Genomic DNA, 19,945 nt, shown 5'->3' on the forward strand with positions numbered 1-19,945 from the left:
GAGGCAGAGCGACCAGGTGGATACCGCGACAACGGATCCGCGGCTCGCACGACAGTCGGGGCGCCGCGTTCCTTCTCGTGACAGGGCAACCCACACGGGCCACGATGGGATGCACCACGCCAGCGTCTGCTCTAGGAGGTTCGGTGCTCTTCCACATCACGCAGGTTCACAGTCCCGAAATGTGCCCGATAGACCGCGGCGGTTCCAACTCGCTGTATGACGAGAAGGTCGAGGGTCTCACGCTCATCGGTCGCTACGGCGCCAACGCCCAGCACACGCTCTTCTATGTCGTCGACGCCGTCGACGTCAATGCCATCCAGAGGTTCCTCCGGCCCGGCTTCAAGAGCTGCACGAGCACTGTCACGCCGGTCAGTGAGGTCCCGGTCCCCAAGGACTGAGCCGAGCATCACGGGAGGTCGGCCTGCGCCGGCCAGGGCCTACTTGCAGGAGCGGCCGTTTGTGGGCAGGGCCTTGGCGGCGGGTCCGAAGGCGGGCAGGATCAGGGGCTCGGGCTTGTAGGCGTCCGGCACGAGCACCTCGATCGCCGGCGCGCGGCCGAAGGTCGTGAACTTCACGCCGTCCCCGAGCCGCTCGACGACCCAGTAGACGCCGTCGACGTCGAGGCACTCCTTGTCGGTGGGGCCGAGCGCCGGCCAACCACACGACGCGATGACAGCGGGGTCGCCCCACGCCCCGGCGTCCCTGGCTGCCGCCCCCGTTGAGTCGCCCCCACTGTCGACTGCCCGCGCGCCTTTGCCTGCAACGGTCGCCGGCCACAACGCGGTGGCGGGCTCACAGGCTGCAGCGTGCGGGGGAGCGGTGACCTCGACCGAGTCGGAACACCCTGAGAGCAGACCACCGGCCACCCCGAGGACGAGGAGGCCGGTGGTCGTGGTGCGCAGTGGGCGCGCGGCCGCGTGGCGGGCGCCGGAGCACACGGAGGTCGGTCGAACGCTCAGACGTGGACGACGGTGCAGGTCAGGGTGCGGGTGATGCCCGGCACGTCCTGGATCTTGGCGATGACGAGCTTGCCCAGCTCGTCGACGGTGTTGGCCTCGACGCGGGCGATCACGTCGTAGGGCCCGGTCACGTCCTCGGCAAGGACCACACCGGAAATAGCGGCAATGGCCTCGGCAACGGACGCCGCCTTGCCGACTTCGGTCTGGATCAGGATGTAAGCCTGGACCACCACGAGACACCTCACACTTCTGTTTAGGGAACAGCCGAGAACCGCACGGCCGGGGCGCACCTCGGCCACGCCAGACGCTACCGTGCCCGTGTCCCGCCCGTCTCCCCCGGGCCGTCACGAGGAGGTCAAGTCATGGTCACGGCCGCACTGACGTTGGCGGATGTGTCCGAGTCGGACCTGCTGCGACGGATCTTTCCGTTGTTCGAGGCGGGTCCGTCGCTGGCTGTCGGCCCGGGCGACGACGCCGCGGTCCTGCGCACCGGCCCGACCACCGTGGCCACGACCGACTCGATGGTCCGCGGACGCGACTGGCTCGACGAGTGGTCGACGGCTGGCGACGTCGCGACCAAGGTGCTCACCCAGAACCTCGCCGACGTGGCGGCCATGGGCGCGCGCTCCACCGCGATCCTCGTGTCCCTCGTGGCCGATCCGGCGACCTCGCTCGACTGGGTCGTGGAGTTCGCCCGCACGCTCGGCGAGGAGGCCGCCGCGCTCGGGGTCGTCGTCGCCGGTGGCGACCTGTCCTCGGCGCCGGCGGGCGTGCTCATGGTGTCGGTGACGGCGCTCGGCGACCTGGAAGGCCGCGAACCGGTGCTGCGCAGCGGCGCCCGGCCGGATCATGTCGTGGCGGTCTACGGCACCCTGGGCCGGTCCGCCGCAGGCCTGGCCCTGCTCGAGGGTGGCGCCGACCCGCGAGCTGCCGCGGCCGGCATACCCGCTGCGTGTCTGGCCCACCACCTGCGCCCCAAGGTCCACCTGATCGCCGGGAGGCAGGCGGCTGAAGCCGGCGCGAGCGCCATGATCGACCTGTCCGACGGCCTGCTGCGCGACGGCCACCGCATCGCCGAAGCCAGTGGAGCACGCCTCGCGCTCTCCCCGGCGGCCCTGCACGACGACCTCGCCGCCCTTGAGCAGGCCGTCGGTGACGCGGCGTGGGAGTGCCTCCTCGCCGGCGGCGAGGAGCACAGCCTCCTGGCGACCTTTCCCGCGGGCGTCCCTGACGGCTGGCGCACCATCGGAGTGGTCGAGGCGGGGGAGGGCGTCACGCTCGACGGAGTGGTGCAGCAACCCCGCGGTTGGGACCACTTCAGCTCAGTCAGCAGGAACGACTGAAGCCGACCTCCCGTGGGGAGATCGGCTTCGGACGGTATGCCGGTCGGCAGGCTCAGCGGGTCAGCGCTTGACCTTGCCGGCCTTGAGGCACGAGGTGCAGACATTGAGACGCTTCGGGGTCACGCCCGCGTCGCCCACCAGAGCCTTGACGCGCTGGATGTTCGGGTTCCAGCGACGCTTGGTGCGGCGGTGCGAGTGCGAAATGTTGTGACCGAAGCCCGGTCCCTTGCCGCAGACGTCGCAGTTGGCAGCCACGGGTGTTCTCCTGAAATCGATTGGTACAAGAAATGGGGCGCTCCCGGTGTCTCCTCGCGCGGGCACAGGCCAGCGACGCAGAGGTCCATGGGAACCGGTCAAGCGTAGCCGAGGTGTGGCGCAACGGCCAAAACGGGGCTGATGAGGGCGTCTGCGACTAGCCTGCCACCGTGCTCGAAGCCCTCAGTGCCGTGGACGCCAGGCGATGGGCCGTGCTCACTCGGGCCGCCTTCGCCGCGCGGCGGGCCGAGATCGACGCGCTCAACGTCTTCCCCGTCCCCGACGGTGACACGGGCACCAATCTCTACCTCAGTCTCGACGCGGCGCTCGACTCGGTCCGCACCGAGCACGAGAAGGCCGGCATCCTCGGTGCTGCCTCGCTCGAGCAGGAGTGCACCGCGATGGCCCGCTCCCTGCTGCTGACCGCCCGCGGCAACTCCGGGGTGATCCTCAGCCAGCTGGTCCGTGGCTTCGCCGAGGCGATCGCCGAGAGCGGCAAGGACCTCGCCGATGCCGCAACCATTGCCGATGGCCTGGAGCGCGCCAGCCAGCGCGCCTACGCGAGTGTGACGCGCCCGGCCGAGGGGACCATCCTCACCGTCGCGCGGGCGGCAGCGAGCGCCGGTGCGGCAGCCGTCGACCGCGGGCTGGCCGCTGTGGCGGAGGACGCCCTCGACGCTGCCACCGAGGCACTGAAGGCCACCACCGCCCAGCTGCCCGCCCTGGAGCGCGCGGGGGTCGTCGATGCCGGAGCCGCGGGGTACCTCCTGCTCCTGGAGGCCCTCGCGCGGGTCGTGCACCAGGACGGCACCCACGTGGGGGAGCGGATGGAGGTCTTCGCCGAGCACTCCATGCGCCGCCGTGAGGACTGGAGCCAGGTCGGCGGTGTCGTCGCGCCGATGGGCGCCACCGGGGGACCGCCGACAGGTGAGGGCGACCTCGTCGTGGGCGGGCCGGCATACGAGGTCATGTATCTGTTGCGGGACAGTGACGAGGAGCGGGTGGCCACCCTCACCTCGACCCTCTACGGGCTCGGCGACTCGTTGCTGGTGGTGGGCGGGCCGGACCTGTGGAACGTCCACGTCCACGTCGACGACGTGGGTGCTGCCGTGGAGGCGGGCATCGACGCCGGTCGCCCCTACCGTGTGCGGGTCACCCATTTTGCCGTTCAAGGTGGTGGCGAGGAACAGATCGGCCGCGCGCAACCGGCGGCGAGCGTCGCCGTCGTCGCGTGCGCGGCGGGACCGGGACTGGCCGAGGTGCTCGCAGAGGCGGGGGCCAAGGTCGTCGAGAGCGGGCCGGGCCGCCGCGCGTCCGCGGGCCAGCTGCTCGACGCCGCCCGTTCGGCGCATGCGCTCGAGGTGATCGTCCTGCCCAACGACGGCGACACCGTGATGGCGGCCGAGGCGGCGGCGAGCGCGGCCGAGCAGGACGGCATCACGCTGCACGTCGTGCGCTCGCGGACGGCCGTCCAGGGCCTGGCGGCGCTGGCGGTCTTCGACCCGACGGCGAGCGCCTCACGCAATGCCGCCCAGATGAGCCACGCGGCGGCTGCGACCCGCCACGGTGCGGTGGCGATCGCGAGCAAGCAGGCCCTGACCAGTGCCGGCCCCTGCGAACCCGGGGACGTCCTCGGAGCGGTCGCGGGTGATGTCGTCATCGTGGGTTCCGACCTCGAGGAGGTCGCCATCGACGTGGTGGGCCGGCTGCTGAGCAGTGGCGGCGAGATCGTCACCGTGATCGCGGGCGCCGACGCGCCTCCGGGGCTCGCCGAGTCGGTGGGCGCCCGCATCGAGCGCGGGCACCGCGACGTCGAGGTCAGCCTGATCGAGGGCGGCCAGCCGCTCTACCCCTTGTTGCTCGGAGTCGAGTAGGCGTGGTCGGTGTGGTCACGCAGTCCACCAAGCTCTCGCAGATCGTCTCCACGGCGGCGCCCAAGCTGGCGAAGCACCGGGGGATCAAGCTCGTGGGGGACCTGCTGGAGTTCTGGCCGCGGCGCTATCTCGAGCACTCCGCGGACCTCGGCACGCTGCACGTCGGGATGTATGTCGTGGCGGTGGCCACCGTCAAGACGGCCGCCACCCGGTCGATGAAGAACCGCCGCGGCGAGATGCTCACCGTCACGATCACCGACGGCGCGCACGAGGTGGACCTGGTGTTCTTCAAGGCGTGGGGGCACAAGGACTCCCTCGTGCCCGGCACGACGGCCTTGTTCGCCGGCACGGTGGGGATGTATCGGGGGCGCTGGCAGCTGGCGCACCCGGCATACCAGCTCATGCACGGTGGACTGGGTGAGGCCACCACCGACCGTGGGCCGATCCCCGTCTACCTCCAGGTCAAGGGCATGCAGAACTGGGCCGTTGCCGAGTGCGTGCGCCTGACCCTCGACCAGCTCGACGAGCTGCCGGACCCATTGCCCGCCGACCTGCGACAGCGGCGCGGTCTGCCCGGTCGGCTGGCGGCGATGCGTGGCATCCACGTCCCGAGCGAGATGCCGGAGGTCTATCGCGCGCGGCAGCGGATGCGCTACGAGGAAGCCCTGGTCCTGCAGACGCTGCTGGCCCAGCGTCGTGCGCGGGCCGCCCTCCAGCACACCGCGGTCGCGCGGACGCCCGGCGTGGGTGGGCTGCTCGACGCGTTCGATGCCCGACTGCCGTTCGAGCTGACGGCAGGCCAGCGGGAGATCGGCGCGACCCTGGCCTGCGAGATGTCCGGCGACACCCCGATGAACCGGCTGCTGCAAGGTGAGGTCGGCTCCGGCAAGACGGTCATCGCGCTGCGGGCCATGCTGGCGGCCGTCGACGCGGGTGGTCAGGCTGCTCTGCTCGCCCCCACGGAAGTCCTTGCGGCACAACACCATCGCTCGATCACGGCGATGCTCGGCGAGCTCGCCGAGCGCGGCATGCTCGGGGGCAGCGACATCGGCACCCAGGTCGCGCTGCTCACCGGCAGCCAGTCGGCGGCTGCTCGCAAGAAGACGCTGCTCGACGTGGCGAGTGGCGAGGCCGGCATCGTCATCGGTACCCATGCCCTGATCCAGGAACACGTCCAGTTCTTCGACCTCGCTCTCGTCGTCGTCGACGAGCAGCACCGTTTCGGGGTCGAGCAGCGAGATGCCATGCGGGACAAGGCAAAGCAACCGCCCCACGTGCTCGTCATGACGGCCACCCCGATCCCACGCACCGTGACGATGACGGTGTTCGGCGACATGGAGACCTCGACGCTGACCGAGCTGCCGCGCGGTCGCGCACCCATCACGACCCACGTCGTCCCCACCGACAACCCCCGGTGGGTCGAGCGCACCTGGGCACGCATCGCCGAAGAGGTCCGGACCGGTCGTCAGGCGTATGTCGTGTGCCCGCGGATCGTGGACACCGAGGACTCCCGCGGCGGCATCTCTGACGAGGAGGTCCCCGACGCGCCGCCGGCGACCGACGACAGCGAGCTCGAGGAAGGAGAGTCGGAGGAGTCGGCGGCGCCACGCGTCTGGGCCAGCGTCCTCGCGGTCGTCGACCAGCTCCGATCCGACCCTGCGCTGAGCGGCATCACCGTCGACGTCCTGCACGGCCGGATGACCCCGGAGGACAAGGACGCCGCGATGGCCCGCTTCACCCGCGGCGAGACCGGAGTCCTTGTCTCGACAACGGTCATCGAGGTCGGTGTCGACGTGGCCAACGCGACGGTGATGGTGGTGATGGACGCCGACCGGTTCGGGGTCTCCCAGCTGCACCAGCTCCGCGGACGAGTGGGTCGTGGCGGACACCCCGGCCTGTGCCTGCTCATGACCGGTGCCGAGGCCGACGGTGGAGCCCGCGAACGACTGGAGGCCGTCGCCGGCACCACCGACGGCTTCGCCCTGGCCCAGCTCGACCTCGAGCTGCGCGGCACCGGTGACGTGCTCAGTGGACGGCAGAGCGGTGGTGGCCGATCGACCAGGGGTATGGGGAGGGGCAGCTTCAAGTTCCTGTCCCTGGTGCGTGACGAGGAGCTCATCCTGCAGGCCCGTGAGGACGCTGCCGAGCTCGTGGCCTCCGACCCCGGCCTCACGGCCCACCCCGAGCTCGGGGTGGCGGTTGCCGAACGCCTCGACGCGGAGCAGGCGGCCTTCCTCGAGCGGGGATGACGAGAGAGGGTTGACCGAAAATGGAGGGGCGCCGACGCGCGAATTCGCCCTAGGCTCGAAGCGTGCTGCTCTCCCATGACGACAAAGGTTCTGGCCCCGCGGTCCTGCTGCTCCATGCCGGAGTCGCCGACCGCCGCATGTGGGACCCCCTCGTCCCGGGGTTGAGTCACGCGTTCCGCGTGATCCGCCCCGACCTGAGGGGTTTCGGCGACTCCGCGCAACCGGGTGAGGAGTACGCCGACGCCGACGACCTCGACGCGCTGCTCGACTCGCTGGGGGTGGGCAGCGCCGCCGTGGTCGGGTCCTCGTACGGCGGGCGGGTGGCGATGGAGCTCGCGACGGCCCATCCCGCGCGAGTCTCGTCCCTGGTCCTGCTCTGCCCCGGCTATCGCGGGCTGGAGCCGTCCGAGGAGGACGCGCCGGCAGTGGAGGCCTACGGCGACGAGGAGGGGCGGCTGCTCGAGGACGGAGACCTCGACGCGGCCGCTGCACTCACCGTGGACACCTGGGTGGGACCGGAGGCCGGACCGGAGGTGCGCGAGCTCGTCGCGACGATGCAGCGGCGTGCCTACGAGGTCCAGCTGGCAGCCGACGAGCAGGACCCACCGCCGTCGATGCGCCGGATCGAGGTCGACCCGACGGCGCTCGCAGTCGACACCCTGGTCGTCTCCGGCGGGCACGACCTGGCCCACTTCCGCGCCATCGCGGCCCATCTCGGCGCCCAGATCCCCGGTGCCGAGTGGGTCGAGCTCGACTGGGCCGGCCACCTGCCGTCGATGGAGCGGCCGGACGCCGTGCTGACCCTGCTGCTCGATGTGCTGCGTGACGACCCGACGGTGCACGCGCCCTGAGCCGCGTGCCCTGAGCCGCGTGCCCTGGGTTGGGCGGCGCTGCTACCTTGCCGCCGTGACGCGGATCATCAGTGGACGGGCCGGAGGCCTGCGGCTGGCCACCCCGGCGGGCTCGGGCACCCGACCGACGAGCGACCGCGTCCGGGAAGCGCTGTTCTCCCGCCTCGAGCACCTCGAGGTGCTCGTCGGTGCGCGGGTGGTGGACCTGTATGCCGGGTCCGGTGCCCTCGGTCTCGAAGCAGCCAGCCGTGGCGCGGCGACCGTGTTGCTCGTGGAGTCGGACAAGGCGGCCGCGAAGGTGACCCAGCAGAACGCGAGAGCACTCGGCATACCCGGGATCACGGTGCGGCACGCCACCGTGCAACGGGCCCTCTCGGCGGCCCCGGCGCAGCCCCAGACCCTGGTCTTCCTCGATCCGCCCTATGAGCTGGGCGAGGAGGAGCTGGCCGCTGACCTCGTCGCCCTGGTCGAGCAGGCGTGGCTCGATCCCGAGGCGCTGGTGGTCGTCGAGCGATCCTCGCGCTCACCGGAACCCGCCTGGCCGCAGGAGCTCGAGCGCGAGGGGGAGCGACGCTACGGCGAGACGAAGATCTGGTTCGCCGGCCCTCGGCTCCCCGACGTCGTGGCCTGAGCGCGCCGACGACCTTCCCGCTGCGGCGCGACGAAGGAGCGATGCAGGGGAGGAGGCGCGCCAGAAGGGACGCGCGACGACGACCTTCCCGCTGCGGCGCGACGAAGGAGGCGGCGCGACGACGACCTTCCCGCTGCGGCGCGACGAAGGAGCGATGCAGGGAGGAGGCGCGCCAAAAAGGAGGAGGCGCGCCAAAAAGAACGGAGCCCGACCGCAGTGCGGTCGGGCTCCGTCTGTTGCGCTCGGTCAGAGCGCGGGTGACGAGGGCAGCAGGCTGAACTGCACGCCCCCGGTCTCGTCCACCGCGGCGTCGAGGACCTGGTCGCCCAGGGCCACGGCTGCGGTCTCGTCGAGGTAGACCTTGGCGCCGTCCTGCTCGACGACGGCGTCGCCGGGCAGGGCCTGCTCGGCGGTGGTCACCGTCAGGCCGCCGGAGTCGACGCCTTCCTGGCTGAAGCGCAGACCGGCGTCCTCGGTGCTGAGGTTCTGGTCCACGAGGGTCTTCACGATCGTGCTGGCGTTCTCGGTCAGGGTGAGCATGTGGCTCTCCTTCACTTCGATTGAGGTCAGTCGATTGAGTCAGGCGATGGAGGTCAGGACCCCTCCACCCCTCCACCGTGTCGCAACCGGTGGGCGGACTTCAAACCGGCCGTCCGGTGGGTGGGACGCCGTCTCGTCGAGGCCCCAAGGTGTGACATCGCCGCAGGTGGGAGAGGGTATGCACATGACGGACTACGAGATTCCCCGACCGACCAACGGCGACGTCGTCGAGCTGATCCTCGACGACCACCGCTTCTTCGAAGGACTCCTGCGCGACCTGCGGGACGCCACGGCGGACCGCGAAGCGGCCCGCGCCACCCTGGCCGCGGTCCTCATCGCCCATGGCGAGGCGGAGGAGGCGAAGGTCTACGCGAGCCTCAAGCGCAAGGACGCCATCACGGCCCACGAGGCCGAGCACGGCGAGGAGGAGCACGCCGAAGGCAACGAGGCCCTGCTGGCGCTCCTGGAGTGCAAGGGCACTGACACCCAGAAGTTCGACGACGCCGTCGAGGAACTGGCCACCGCCTTGAACCACCACATCGGTGAGGAGGAGCAAACCATCCTCAACCCGGCCCGCACCGAGGTGTCCGAGGAGGTCCGCCAGGACCTCGGGGTGAAGTGGGCGACGGAGCGCAACCGCCTCCTCGAGGAGGGTGTCGGAACCCTCACCAACGTCCGCGAGATCGTGGCGCGGGCCCACAAGGAGGGCCTCCTGCCGGCCGACGACGAAGGCGATGAGGACGGCGAAGGCGACAAGGAGTAGCCGGGCGCGCTGCTAGCGTGCCGGTGTGACCAGCCCAGTGACGAGACGGTGTGTGTGCCCCGGCTCCTACGACCCCGTCACGCTCGGCCATGCGGACGTCATCCGGCGCGCCGCGGCGCTCTACGACGAGGTCGTGGTCGCGGTGCTGCACAACCCGGCCAAGCGGGGGACCTTCAGCCCCGAGGAGCGCCGCGACCTCATCCTCGACGGGTGTGCGGACCTGGGCAACGTCCGGGTCGAGCTGTTCGCCGACCGGCTGCTCGTCGACGTCTGCCGTGAGCTGGACGCGACGGCGATCGTCAAGGGACTGCGGGGCGGCACCGACTTCGCCTACGAGCTGCCGATGGCCCTGATGAACCGGCACCTCACCGGCATCGAGACCGTCTTCCTCCCGGGCGACCCGAGTCTCGAACACATCTCCAGCTCGCTGGTCAAGGAGGTCGCGCGCTATGGCGGCGACGTCTCCGGGCTGGTCAGCGACCGCGTCCGGGACGCCCTCCTGACCCGCCTGCGGGAGCAGTGACCTGACCTCGAAATCCCCACGGCCGGAACGCTTTCGGCCCGACATCGAGGGGCTGCGAGCCATCGCCGTCCTGCTCGTGATGGCCTACCACGCCGGGGTCCCGCTGCCGAACGGCTTCCTCGGGGTCGACGTCTTCTTCGTCATCTCGGGCTTCCTCATCACGAGCCTCCTGGTCCGAGAGCTGGTCACCACCAGCACGATCGACTGGGCCCGCTTCGTGGGTCGCCGGATCCGCCGCCTGCTGCCCGCCGCGATCCTCGTCCTCGTCGTCACTGCTCTCGTCGCCCTGGCCGTGGTGCCGGGCCTGCGCCGCCGCGAGATCGGCACCGACGTCGCCGGTGCGGCCCTGTACGTCGTCAACTGGGTGTTCTCGCACCGGGCCGTCGACTACCTCGCCTCGGACAGCATCCCTTCACCGGTGCAGCACTTCTGGTCGCTGGCGGTCGAGGAGCAGTTCTACGTCATCTGGCCGCTCGCGCTGATCGCGCTGGCCCTCGTCCTGCGCCGGCTGGGTCGGCCTCCCACGGTGGGCGCGGTGGGCGCCCTGCTGGCCGCCATCGCCGTGCCCTCCTTCGGGTATGCCGTGTGGCTGGGTGCCGTCGACCCGGCACGGGTCTACTTCGTCACCACCACGCGGGCGTGGGAGCTCGCGGTCGGTGCGGCGCTCGCGGTCTGGTGCGCCGGCAGGGTGGCGCCGACGCGGCATACCGACGAGGGCTCGGCCGCTGCGTCGTCACGTGGCACGGGGCTGGTGGACGCTGCCGTCGGCTGGGTGGGGCTCGCCGCGGTCCTGGGCTCTGCCTGCTGGCTGCCGGCCGGGGCTGTCACACCCGGCGCGTGGACCCTGGTGCCCACCCTGGGCGCCGCCGCGGTCTTGTATGCCGGCTGGACCGGGACACCGTCCGGCCCGGTCCGCGTCCTGGGCACGGCACCGATGGTCTGGATCGGCGGCCTGTCGTACTCGCTCTACCTCTGGCACTGGCCGACCCTGGTCCTCAGCGAGTGGGCATTCGACGGGCTCGGCGCGACGCAGCGGGCGCTGGCCGTCGCCCTCGCCGTCGTTCCGGCCTGGGTTAGCCACCGGTTCCTGGAGAGCCCGATCCACCACAGCCGGGCCCTGGCCGCCCGCACCCGCCCCGTCCTCGCGATGGGACTCGCGCTGTCCGCGGTGGGGGCCCTGGCCGCGGTCCCGCTCACCCAGGCGTCGTCGCCGTTCCGGACCACGCCGGCCGCTGGCGCCCGCCCAGCGATCGAGACCCTCGGCGCGGCCACGCTGGCTTCGCCTCCGAGCACGGACCCGGCTACCTACGCCGTCGACGACTGGGAGTGGCTGACCCCCGACCCGCAGCTCGCCGGCAGGGACCGTCCCAAGGCTGACGTCGACCGGTGCCAGGTGGACCGGTTGGTCGAGGAGCCGGTGACCTGTGAGTTCGGGGTGTCGGGGGCACCGACCACGGTGGCCCTGGTGGGGGACTCCAAGGCGATGCAGTGGCTGCCGGCGCTCGAACGGCTGGCTCCCGAACGCGGCTGGCGGATCGTGACCTACGGCAAGTCGGCCTGCGCCTTCGCCGCCGGCCGTGCCCAGAACGAGGGCAGGCCCTACCCGGCGTGCGACGAGTGGAACCGCCGCGTCCTGGACCGGCTCCGGGCCGATCCTCCAGACCTGGTCCTGACGTCCGGGTACGCCTCGACGGCTTGGGACGGCGGCCACGCCACGACTGCTGCGCTCGTGGCGGGTATGGCGGACCGCTGGACCGGGCTGCGCGACGCCGGCATCCCCGTCGTCGTGCTGGGGGACAGCCCGGTGTCGCCCAACGACCTCGACGTCTGCACGGCCAGACACCCGCACGAGCTGAGCCGATGCGCGTTCGGCCGGGACGCAGCCGTCGCCGGCAGCGGGCTGCCCGCCCAGCGCGAGGCGAGCACCGTCTCCGGCACGCCGCTGGTCGACCTCACGGAGTGGATCTGCCCCGTGCAACGCTGTCCCATCGCCATCGGCAACGTCGCCATCCACCGGGCCGGCGACCACCTCACTGCGACCTACGTCAACACCCTGGCGCCGGTCCTGGGAGCCGCGCTGGAGCGGGCCGTCCCGTCACCTGCGACACGCTGAAGCCCTGTCCGACTCCTGCCCGCCCTGTTGGAAGCGAAACTTCCGGAAATCCGGCAGTTTCGCTTCCAACAGGGCGGCCTGGGCCACCCGGCATACCCTTGCATTTGGGGGACTGGGCCGTGCTCCGGTAATCTCGTGCGTCGGTCTTGTCCTCGCCCGAGGCGAAGTCCGAGTCACTCGACGTCTGCTGGAGCCATGGAACACCTGAATCCCCGATCGCCGCTGGTCTTCGACACCACGGACCTCGGTCGGCGACCCGGTTCGATGGAACGCCTGCAGCGCACGATCGAGGCACCTGCCGACTTCGGCACGGACGTCATCGCGGTCCCGCAGGGGTCAACGATCGAGCTGGAACTCCGGCTCGAGTCCGTCGTCGAGGGCGTGCTGGTCACCGGCTCGGTCCGCGCCACGGCGACCGGCGCCTGCGTGCGGTGCCTGGACCCTGTCAGCCGCGAGGTCGACGGGAACTTCCAGGAGCTGTTCGCCTACGCCGATCGCGCCGCCCACCACCGTGAGGTGGGAGCGGACGACGACGAGACCGAGGAGCACACGCTCGTGGGAGACCTGTTCGACCTCGAACCCGTGCTCCTGGACACGGTGGTGCCTGCACTGCCGTTCAAGCCCGTGTGCCGGGACGACTGTCCGGGACTGTGCTCCGAGTGTGGAGCGCGCCTGGCGGACGACCCGGAGCACCACCACGATGTGCTCGACCCCCGGTGGGCTGCGCTGAGCGCGCTGTCCCCGGAGAACACCGACCTCCTGGGCAGCGCCCAGGGCACCACCCACAGCAACACCGAAGAGAAGAGGAACTGACGTGGCTGTCCCGAAGCGGAAGACGTCGCGCTCCAACACCCGTTCGCGTCGTGCGAACTGGAAGGCGACGGCGACCACGCTCACCACGTGCCCGCAGTGCAAGGCTGCCATGCAGCCCCACATCGCCTGCCCGTCCTGTGGCACCTACAAGGGTCGTCACTACACGCCGGCCGAGCGCACCGAACACCAGGGCTGAGTCAGTCTGAACCGCGCGTGAGTCCCACTCCGTCCCTCCCGGGGGACAGCGCGATGCAGCGGCCCGTCGACGGCTTCGTCCAGCACCTCACCGAGGTGGTGGGCAGCCCGGTCGACGAGTCGCTGCTCCAGCGTGCCCTCACGCACCGCTCGTACGCGTACGAGAACGGTGGTCTGCCCAACAACGAGCGCCTCGAGTTCCTCGGCGACTCGGTCCTCGGGCTCGTGGTCACCGACACGTTGTATGCCACGCACCCCGACCTGCCCGAGGGGCAGCTCGCCAAGCTGCGTGCCGCCGTCGTCAACATGCGGGCGCTGGCCGACGTGGCCCGCACCCTCGGTCTGGGTGACCACGTGATGCTCGGTCGCGGCGAGGAGAGCACCGGGGGCCGCGACAAGGCCTCGATCCTCGCCGACACCATGGAGGCCGTCATCGGGACGGTCTACCTGTCCTGCGGCATGGCGGCCGCGGCCAACCTCGTGCACCACCTCCTCGACCCCCTCATGGCGGCCAGCGCCACTCTCGGCGCCGGCCTGGACTGGAAGACCAGCCTGCAGGAGCTGGGCGCGTCCACGGCCCAAGGTGTGCCGGAGTACCGCGTCGACGAAGAGGGCCCCGACCACGAGAAGACGTTCCACGCCCAGGCGGTCGTGGGCGACGAGGTGCTGGGCACCGGCACCGGGCGGTCCAAGAAGGAAGCCGAGCAGCGCGCTGCCGAGCTGGCCTGGCGTGCGCTGAGCGCGCGTGCCGCCGCCAGCGTGGCCGCCGCCGGCGTGGCGGCTGCTGCGTCGGGCACCGTCCTGTCAGACGACGCCGTGCTCCTGGCCGACGAGGACGCCGTGGCGGGCTCGCCCTCCTAGGCGAGCACGCGGCATACCCCGATGCCTGAGGGCCGAGCCGCAGGGGTGTCGGTCCCGCATGCTTGAGTTGCGCCATGCCTGAGCTGCCCGAGGTCGAGGTGGTCCGCCGCGGTCTGGCCGACCACGTCAGGGGGCGCACCATCGAGGCTGCCGAGTTCCGCGGCCAGCGGGTGGCGCGGCGTCACCTGCCCGGGCCGCTCGACCTCGCCGCGCGGCTCGAGGGAAACCACGTCGAAGAGGTGCGACGGCGGGGCAAGTACCTCTGGCTGGTGCTCCGCGGCCCCGACGGCCACCAGCAGGGGCTGATCGCGCACCTGGGGATGAGCGGCCAGCTGCTCGTGGAACCCGCTGGGGCGCCCGAGGAGAAGCACCTGCACGCGCGGTTCACGTTCACCGACGGCGACCCCGAGCTGCGGTTCGTCGACCAGCGGACCTTCGGCGGGATGGCGCTCGCGGAGCTGACTGAGGCACTGGTGCCCGAGACGATCGCGCACATCGCGCCCGACCCGCTCGAGGCGGCCTACGACCAGGCGGCGGTGGTTCGCCGGATGAAGACCCGCGACTCAGCGGTCAAGCGGGCGCTGCTCGACCAGTCCCTCGTCTCGGGGGTGGGCAACATCTATGCCGACGAGGCGCTGTGGCGCGCCCAGGTGCACGGAGAGCGGCTCTGCTCCTCGCTCACCAAGCCGGCTCTGGCGCGCATCCTCGACCACGCCCGAGAGGTGATGCTGGCGGCGCTGGGGGAGGGTGGCACGAGCTTCGACGCGTTGTACGTCAACGTCAACGGGGCGTCGGGCTACTTCGACCGGTCGCTGCACGCCTACGGACAGGAGGGGCGGCCGTGCGACCGGTGCGGCACGCCGATCCGGCGGGAGGCCTTCATGAACCGGTCGTCGTTCTCCTGCCCCCGATGCCAGCCCCGCCCTCGGCCGCGGCACGGCTGACGACTCGACTGCGCCGCGGCTGACAGGACGGGTCCTGCGGCGGTACAACTGAACCGAGAGGTGGTGCAGATGGATCACAACGGTCCCGCCCGCGCGGTCATCTGGGTGCACGGCCGGGTGCAGGGCGTGGGTTTTCGCTGGTGGACCCGTGCGCGGGCCCTGGAGCTCGGTCTGGTCGGGCATGCCCGCAACGCCGGCGACGGTCGGGTCGAGGTGGTGGCGCAAGGTGACGAGGAGCGGATCCGCGAGCTGGTGGCACTCATCGAGGAGCGACCGTCGCAGCACCTGCGGCCGGGCGACGTGCACACCTGCGTGACGACCTGGGGTTCACCGCGCGATGGGCTCGCAGGGTTTGTGGAGAAGTGAACGTCGAGAAGTGAGCACGAGACGTGAGCGTCGAGGCGAGCTGCCGAGCGCGGCGCTCCCGCAGGTGAAACCACGGGAACGGACGTGAGCTCACCGAAGCGCCATTGACCCTACGGAATCCGGATGCCACCCTGAGAGATGCCCGGTTCGGGCACCCGCAGGACGCGACCCCCGACGTCTGCGGAGAAGGAGTCGACATGGCCAAGGCCCTGGTGGGCTATCGCGTGGCGTCCGACCCGCGACTGATGCTCGAGACCGTCGAACTGCGCCGCCGCGTGCGTGACCTCGAGTTCCTCGTCGAACGTCTGCAGCGAGACAACGACCAGCTTCGTGAGGATCTGAGACAGCCCGACGTCGTGGCGGCGGGCATGCCTACGATTGCCGGGTGAGTTCGCCCGCACAGACACCCGGTTCCGCACCAGGACCTGGGCTGCGTTCGTCCAGTTCGACACCCGATGATCTCTTGCGCCTCCGTGCGAGCATCGACAACATCGACGCGGCCCTGGTCCACCTGCTCGCCGAGCGGTTCAAGTGCACCCAGCAGGTGGGTGAGCTCAAGGCCCGCGAGGGTATGCCGCCTGCTGACCCCGCGCGCGAAGAGGCCCAGATCGCGCGGTTGCGCGACCTCGCCGACCAGGCCGGGCTCGACCCGACGTTCGCCGAGAAGTTCCTCAACTTCGTGATCGCCGAGGTCATCCACCACCACGAGGCCATCGCCGGCTCCTGACTCTCCCAGCGCCTCCGTCCCCCGACTTGGTGCCGCCTGGTGGTCACAGACGGGCCGAAACGGGGGTCCGGTGACGATCTCCGGGCAACAAGTCGCAGAGGGGTGGGGTGGCTGGGTGCCGACGTGGCGCTGGGTGGGGGCGGCGCGGCATACCTCTGGCGTCACTCCAGTCTCACGGTGCACAGGCAACGCAGGACGGCGAAAGGTGCCGGGACCGCGTCCCTCCCGCAGGTAAGGTGGCCCACGCACAGCCAGCCCAGGCGGACCCCGCCAGCCACGAACCAGGAGCCGACCCGCTCGTGTACGTCAAGAGCCTGACCCTGAAGGGCTTCAAGTCCTTCGCCTCGGCGACCACGATGCGCCTCGAACCCGGCATCACCTGCATCGTGGGCCCCAACGGCTCCGGCAAGTCGAACGTCGTCGACGCACTGGCCTGGGTGATGGGGGAGCAGGGCGCCAAGAGCCTGCGCGGCGGCAAGATGGAGGACGTCATCTTCGCCGGCACCGCGGGACGCGCTCCGCTGGGTCGCGCCGAGGTGGCGCTCACGATCGACAACACCGACGGCGCGCTGCCGATCGACTACACCGAGGTCACGATCGCGCGGACGATGTTCCGCAACGGCGGCTCGGAGTACGCCATCAACGGCACCTCCTGCCGACTGCTCGACGTGCAGGAGCTGCTGTCCGACTCCGGTATCGGTCGCGAGATGCACGTCATCGTCGGCCAGGGCCAGCTCGACGCCGTGCTGCGCGCCACCCCGGAGGAGCGACGCGGTTTCATCGAGGAGGCTGCCGGGGTCCTCAAGCACCGCAAGCGCAAGGAGAAGGCGCTCCGCAAGCTCGAGTCGATGGAGGCCAACCTCACCCGGGTCAACGACCTGACCGGTGAGATCCGCCGCCAGCTCGGCCCGCTCGGCCGTCAGGCCGAAGCCGCCCGCAAGGCTGCCGTCATCCAGGCCGACGCCCGCGACGCCCGCCTGCGGCTGCTCGCCGACGACCTGGTCCAGCTCACCTCCACGCTTGAACAGGAGGTCGCTGACGAGACCGCCCTGATCGCCAAGCGCACCGAGATCGAGGAGGGCCTGACCACGCTGCGGAGCCGTCTGGCCACGCTCGAGCAGCAGGCCCAGGACGCGGCGCCCGAGCTCGCCAGGGCCCAGGAGCGCTGGTTCAGCCTGCAGCAGCTGCGCGACAAGCTCACCTCCACCGAGTCGCTCGCCGCCGAGCGCGTCCGCCTTCTCTCGCAGGACACCCAGGACGAGCAGACGTCGGGTCGCGACCCGGAGGAGCTGCGCGCGCAGGCCGTCGAGGCGCGCAAGCAGGAGGAAGCCCTCCTCGCCGAGGTGCGCGAGGCAAGGACCGAGCTCGAGGGCGCCGTCGCCGCTCGCGAGGCTGCCGAGCAGGCGTATGCCGCGGAGCAGCAGCGCCTGCAGCGGCTCGCCCGCGCAGCCGCTGACCGTCGCGAGGGGCTGGCCAAGCTGGCCGGCCAGGTCGGTGCCCGCAAGAGTCGTCTCGAAGCCGGTGAGGCGGAGATCGGTCGCCTGCGCGGCGTGATCGAGCAGTCCCTGCAACGAGCCGCTGCCGCGGAGCAGGAGTTCAACACCCTCGAGGCCTCCGTCGCTGTCGACGAGGAGGGTGAGGAGGGGCTGGACTCGGCCTACGAGAAGGCCGCCGCCGTCCTCGAGCAGGTCGAGGCCGAGGTCGAGCAGCACCGCGAGGCCGAGCGCCTCGCCGAACGCGACCGCACCAGCGGCACCGCCCGGCTCGAGGCCCTCGAGCTCAGCCTGTCGCGCAAGGACGGAGCCGCCACCCTGCTCGCGGCCGCCGACTCGCGGCACGGCATCGTCGGATCCGTCGCATCGCTGCTCCAGGTCAAGGGTGGTCACGAGGCGGCCATCGCCGCGGCCTTGGGTTGGGCGGGCGACGCCCTCGCGGTCGAGTCGGTCGAGCACGCCGCTCGCGCGCTCACCACCTTGCGTGCCGACGACGCCGGTCGGGCCGCCTTCCTCGTCGGCCAGACGGCCTCGTCGAGCGATCCGTCAAGCTGGCCGCAACTCGAGGGATCCGCTGTCTGGGCCCGCGAGGTCGTCGAGGCCCCGGCCACGGTCCGCCCGGCCGTCGAGCAGCTCCTCGACCGGGTCGCCCTCGTCTCCGATCCCGCCCTCGCGGCAGCGCTCGTCGCCCGGGGTGAGGGCATCACGGCCGTGACCACCGATGGCGACGTGTTCGCCCCGGGGTTCGTCCGCGGCGGCAGCAGCCACGCGCCGAGCCTCATCGAGATCCAGTCGGCCGTCGACGAGACGCGCGACCGGGTCGCCGATGCCACCCGCCGTGGGGAGCAGGCGCGGTTCGCGCTGACCTCCGCGCAGGAGCGGCACCGCGTGGCCACCGACGACGTCGAGGCCGCCCTCGAGCGGTTGCACGACTCCGACGCCAAGATGGCTGCCGTGGCCGAGCGGCTCGGCCACCTCGGCGCCACCGTCCGGTCGGCCAAGGCCGAGGCCGAGCGCACCGAACGCTCCATCGCCGACGCGACGGCCGGCCTCGAGAACGACCGCCGCGAGCTCGCCGAGCTGACCGATCGCCTCGACGAGGCCAGCGCCGAGCCGACCGAGTCGCAGGACCCCAGCACCGACGAGCGTGATCGCCTCGAGCTCGAGGCCAGTCGTGGACGTACGGCCGAGACCGAGCTGCGGCTGACCCTGCGCACCAAGGAGGAGCGGGCTCGGGCCCTCAAGGGCCGCGCCGACTCCCTCGAGGGGGCCGCGCGCAACGAGCTGGCCGCCCGCCAGCGACTTGCCGCCCGCCAGGAACGTCGCAAGCGCGAGGCCACGGTGGCCGAGGCCGTCCGGCGCGGCGCGTCCTACGCCAGCACGCTGATCGCCGGCGCCCTGGACACCGCGGCCCGCCAGCGCGCCGTCGCCGAGCAGGAGCGCACCGAACGCGACCAGGCGCTCACCGTCGTGCGGCGCGAGGTCTCCGCCCTCCAGGACGACCTGCGCGAGCTCACCGACACGGTGCACCGCGACGAGGTGGCCCGCACCCAGCAACGGCTGCGCATCGAGGCCATGCAGGCCAAAGCCGTCGAGGAGCTCGGCATCTCCCCCGAGGCACTGATGGAGGACTTCGGTCCCCACCAGCTCGTGCCGTTCGTCGTCGGCCCGGACGACAACCCCGACGAGATCCCCGAGCCCGGGCCGTACGTCCGCGAGACCCAGGAGAAGCGGCTGCGCAAGGCCGAGCGCGCACTGAACGCCCTGGGCCGCGTCAACCCGCTGGCGCTCGAGGAGTTCGCGGCACTGGAGGAGCGGCACAAGTTCCTCACCGAACAGCTCGAGGACCTCAAGAAGTCCAAGCGCGACCTGCTCGACATCGTCCGCGAGGTCGACGAGCGCGTGGAGCGCGTCTTCACCGAGGCCTTCCACGACACCGCAGCCCAGTTCGAGGGTGTCTTCAGCCGACTCTTCCCCGGCGGCGAGGGCAAGCTGACCCTCACCGACCCGGCCAACATGCTCACGACCGGCATCGAGGTGGAGGCGCGCCCACCGGGCAAGAAGATCAAGCGGCTCTCACTGCTCTCCGGTGGTGAGCGGTCGCTGGTCGCGGTCGCCCTGCTGGTGTCGATCTTCAAGGCCCGGCCCAGCCCGTTCTACATCATGGACGAGGTGGAGGCCGCCCTCGACGACGCCAACCTCGGCCGCCTGATCACGCTGTTCGAGGAGCTGCGCGACTCGAGCCAGCTCATCGTCATCACCCACCAGAAGCGCACCATGGAGGTCGCCGACGCGCTCTACGGTGTGTCGATGCGTGGTGACGGTGTGACCACTGTGGTTTCGCAGCGAATCCGCGACGTGGCGGCGCAGAGCGCCTGATTTTTGGGCGCGCCTCCTCCCTGCGTCGCTCCTTCGTCGCGCCGCAGCGGAGTCGTCGTCGGCGCG

The 19,945-nt window shown here is 71.2% G+C and carries 21 protein-coding genes; 17 read left to right on the forward strand and 4 right to left on the reverse strand.

What is annotated here, in order from left to right; translation table 11 throughout:
* The first annotated feature begins 179 nt into the window (after window positions 1-179).
* Window positions 180-398: a hypothetical protein gene (locus AC1DYG_RS14560; RefSeq protein WP_477640587.1), complete on the forward strand. Its 219-nt coding sequence runs from the start codon at window positions 180-182 to the stop codon at window positions 396-398.
* Window positions 399-437: 39 nt separating this feature from the next.
* Here the strand turns inward: AC1DYG_RS14560 and AC1DYG_RS14565 are convergent, their stop codons facing one another.
* Both AC1DYG_RS14565 and AC1DYG_RS14570 read right to left on the reverse strand, forming a co-directional pair.
* Entirely contained in the window at window positions 438-938 is a 501-nt protein-coding gene (locus tag AC1DYG_RS14565) for a hypothetical protein (RefSeq protein ID WP_477640588.1), read from the reverse strand.
* A gap of 17 nt (window positions 939-955) precedes the next feature.
* Window positions 956-1,189, reverse strand: coding sequence for an Lrp/AsnC ligand binding domain-containing protein (locus AC1DYG_RS14570; RefSeq protein ID WP_140741828.1), 234 nt, complete (start codon window positions 1,187-1,189; stop codon window positions 956-958).
* A gap of 132 nt (window positions 1,190-1,321) precedes the next feature.
* On the opposite strand from AC1DYG_RS14570, the gene thiL reads away from it, so the two are divergent.
* Window positions 1,322-2,302, forward strand: coding sequence for a thiamine-phosphate kinase (gene thiL, locus AC1DYG_RS14575; protein WP_477640589.1), 981 nt, complete (start codon window positions 1,322-1,324; stop codon window positions 2,300-2,302).
* Between the two features lie 60 nt (window positions 2,303-2,362).
* On the opposite strand, the gene rpmB is transcribed toward thiL, so the two are convergent.
* Window positions 2,363-2,557, reverse strand: a complete 195-nt coding sequence (rpmB, locus tag AC1DYG_RS14580; RefSeq protein ID WP_056922510.1) for a 50S ribosomal protein L28 — start codon at window positions 2,555-2,557, stop codon at window positions 2,363-2,365.
* A 170-nt stretch (window positions 2,558-2,727) separates the two neighbouring features.
* On the opposite strand from rpmB, the gene AC1DYG_RS14585 reads away from it, so the two are divergent.
* From AC1DYG_RS14585 to rsmD, 4 genes are all read left to right on the forward strand, one after another.
* On the forward strand, window positions 2,728-4,431 hold the full coding sequence (locus AC1DYG_RS14585; protein ID WP_477640590.1) for a DAK2 domain-containing protein: 1,704 nt from the start codon (window positions 2,728-2,730) through the stop codon (window positions 4,429-4,431).
* A gap of 11 nt (window positions 4,432-4,442) precedes the next feature.
* On the forward strand, window positions 4,443-6,680 hold the full coding sequence (locus AC1DYG_RS14590) for an ATP-dependent DNA helicase RecG (protein WP_477640591.1): 2,238 nt from the start codon (window positions 4,443-4,445) through the stop codon (window positions 6,678-6,680).
* Window positions 6,681-6,742: 62 nt separating this feature from the next.
* Complete coding sequence (locus AC1DYG_RS14595; RefSeq protein ID WP_477640592.1) at window positions 6,743-7,531, forward strand: alpha/beta fold hydrolase; 789 nt, start codon at window positions 6,743-6,745, stop codon at window positions 7,529-7,531.
* A 55-nt stretch (window positions 7,532-7,586) separates the two neighbouring features.
* Window positions 7,587-8,162, forward strand: a complete 576-nt coding sequence (gene rsmD / locus AC1DYG_RS14600; protein WP_477640593.1) for a 16S rRNA (guanine(966)-N(2))-methyltransferase RsmD — start codon at window positions 7,587-7,589, stop codon at window positions 8,160-8,162.
* 246 nt (window positions 8,163-8,408) lie between these two features.
* On the opposite strand, the gene AC1DYG_RS14605 is transcribed toward rsmD, so the two are convergent.
* Window positions 8,409-8,702, reverse strand: a complete 294-nt coding sequence (locus AC1DYG_RS14605; protein WP_477640594.1) for a hypothetical protein — start codon at window positions 8,700-8,702, stop codon at window positions 8,409-8,411.
* 184 nt (window positions 8,703-8,886) lie between these two features.
* On the opposite strand from AC1DYG_RS14605, the gene AC1DYG_RS14610 reads away from it, so the two are divergent.
* The 11 genes from AC1DYG_RS14610 to smc all read left to right on the forward strand — a co-directional run bounded on the left by AC1DYG_RS14610 (window position 8,887) and on the right by smc (window position 19,879).
* Window positions 8,887-9,465 (forward strand): hemerythrin domain-containing protein, encoded by a 579-nt coding sequence (locus tag AC1DYG_RS14610; RefSeq protein ID WP_477640595.1) that lies wholly within the window; start codon window positions 8,887-8,889, stop codon window positions 9,463-9,465.
* Window positions 9,466-9,490: 25 nt separating this feature from the next.
* Window positions 9,491-9,988 carry a pantetheine-phosphate adenylyltransferase gene (gene coaD / locus AC1DYG_RS14615; protein ID WP_477640596.1) on the forward strand — a complete coding sequence of 166 codons (498 nt, stop codon included), beginning with the start codon at window positions 9,491-9,493 and terminating at the stop codon, window positions 9,986-9,988.
* Window positions 9,989-10,040: 52 nt separating this feature from the next.
* Window positions 10,041-12,101 (forward strand): acyltransferase family protein, encoded by a 2,061-nt coding sequence (locus tag AC1DYG_RS14620; RefSeq protein ID WP_477640678.1) that lies wholly within the window; start codon window positions 10,041-10,043, stop codon window positions 12,099-12,101.
* A gap of 195 nt (window positions 12,102-12,296) precedes the next feature.
* Entirely contained in the window at window positions 12,297-12,914 is a 618-nt protein-coding gene (locus AC1DYG_RS14625) for a YceD family protein (RefSeq protein WP_477616926.1), read from the forward strand.
* A 1-nt stretch (window position 12,915) separates the two neighbouring features.
* Window positions 12,916-13,110 carry a 50S ribosomal protein L32 gene (gene rpmF, locus AC1DYG_RS14630; RefSeq protein ID WP_056922518.1) on the forward strand — a complete coding sequence of 65 codons (195 nt, stop codon included), beginning with the start codon at window positions 12,916-12,918 and terminating at the stop codon, window positions 13,108-13,110.
* Window positions 13,111-13,163: 53 nt separating this feature from the next.
* Window positions 13,164-13,970, forward strand: coding sequence for a ribonuclease III (rnc, locus tag AC1DYG_RS14635; RefSeq protein WP_477640679.1), 807 nt, complete (start codon window positions 13,164-13,166; stop codon window positions 13,968-13,970).
* Between the two features lie 74 nt (window positions 13,971-14,044).
* A complete protein-coding gene (gene mutM / locus AC1DYG_RS14640; protein ID WP_477640597.1) occupies window positions 14,045-14,914 on the forward strand; it encodes a bifunctional DNA-formamidopyrimidine glycosylase/DNA-(apurinic or apyrimidinic site) lyase in 870 nt (289 codons plus the stop codon).
* A gap of 69 nt (window positions 14,915-14,983) precedes the next feature.
* Window positions 14,984-15,280 (forward strand): acylphosphatase, encoded by a 297-nt coding sequence (locus AC1DYG_RS14645; protein WP_477640598.1) that lies wholly within the window; start codon window positions 14,984-14,986, stop codon window positions 15,278-15,280.
* A gap of 197 nt (window positions 15,281-15,477) precedes the next feature.
* Window positions 15,478-15,669, forward strand: a complete 192-nt coding sequence (locus AC1DYG_RS14650) for a hypothetical protein (protein ID WP_179420502.1) — start codon at window positions 15,478-15,480, stop codon at window positions 15,667-15,669.
* Between the two features lie 41 nt (window positions 15,670-15,710).
* Complete coding sequence (locus tag AC1DYG_RS14655) at window positions 15,711-16,007, forward strand: chorismate mutase (RefSeq protein ID WP_477640680.1); 297 nt, start codon at window positions 15,711-15,713, stop codon at window positions 16,005-16,007.
* A 299-nt stretch (window positions 16,008-16,306) separates the two neighbouring features.
* Entirely contained in the window at window positions 16,307-19,879 is a 3,573-nt protein-coding gene (gene smc, locus AC1DYG_RS14660; protein ID WP_477640681.1) for a chromosome segregation protein SMC, read from the forward strand.
* The last annotated feature ends 66 nt before the right edge of the window (window positions 19,880-19,945 follow it).

This window comes from Pedococcus sp. P1_H8 (assembly GCF_056405175.1).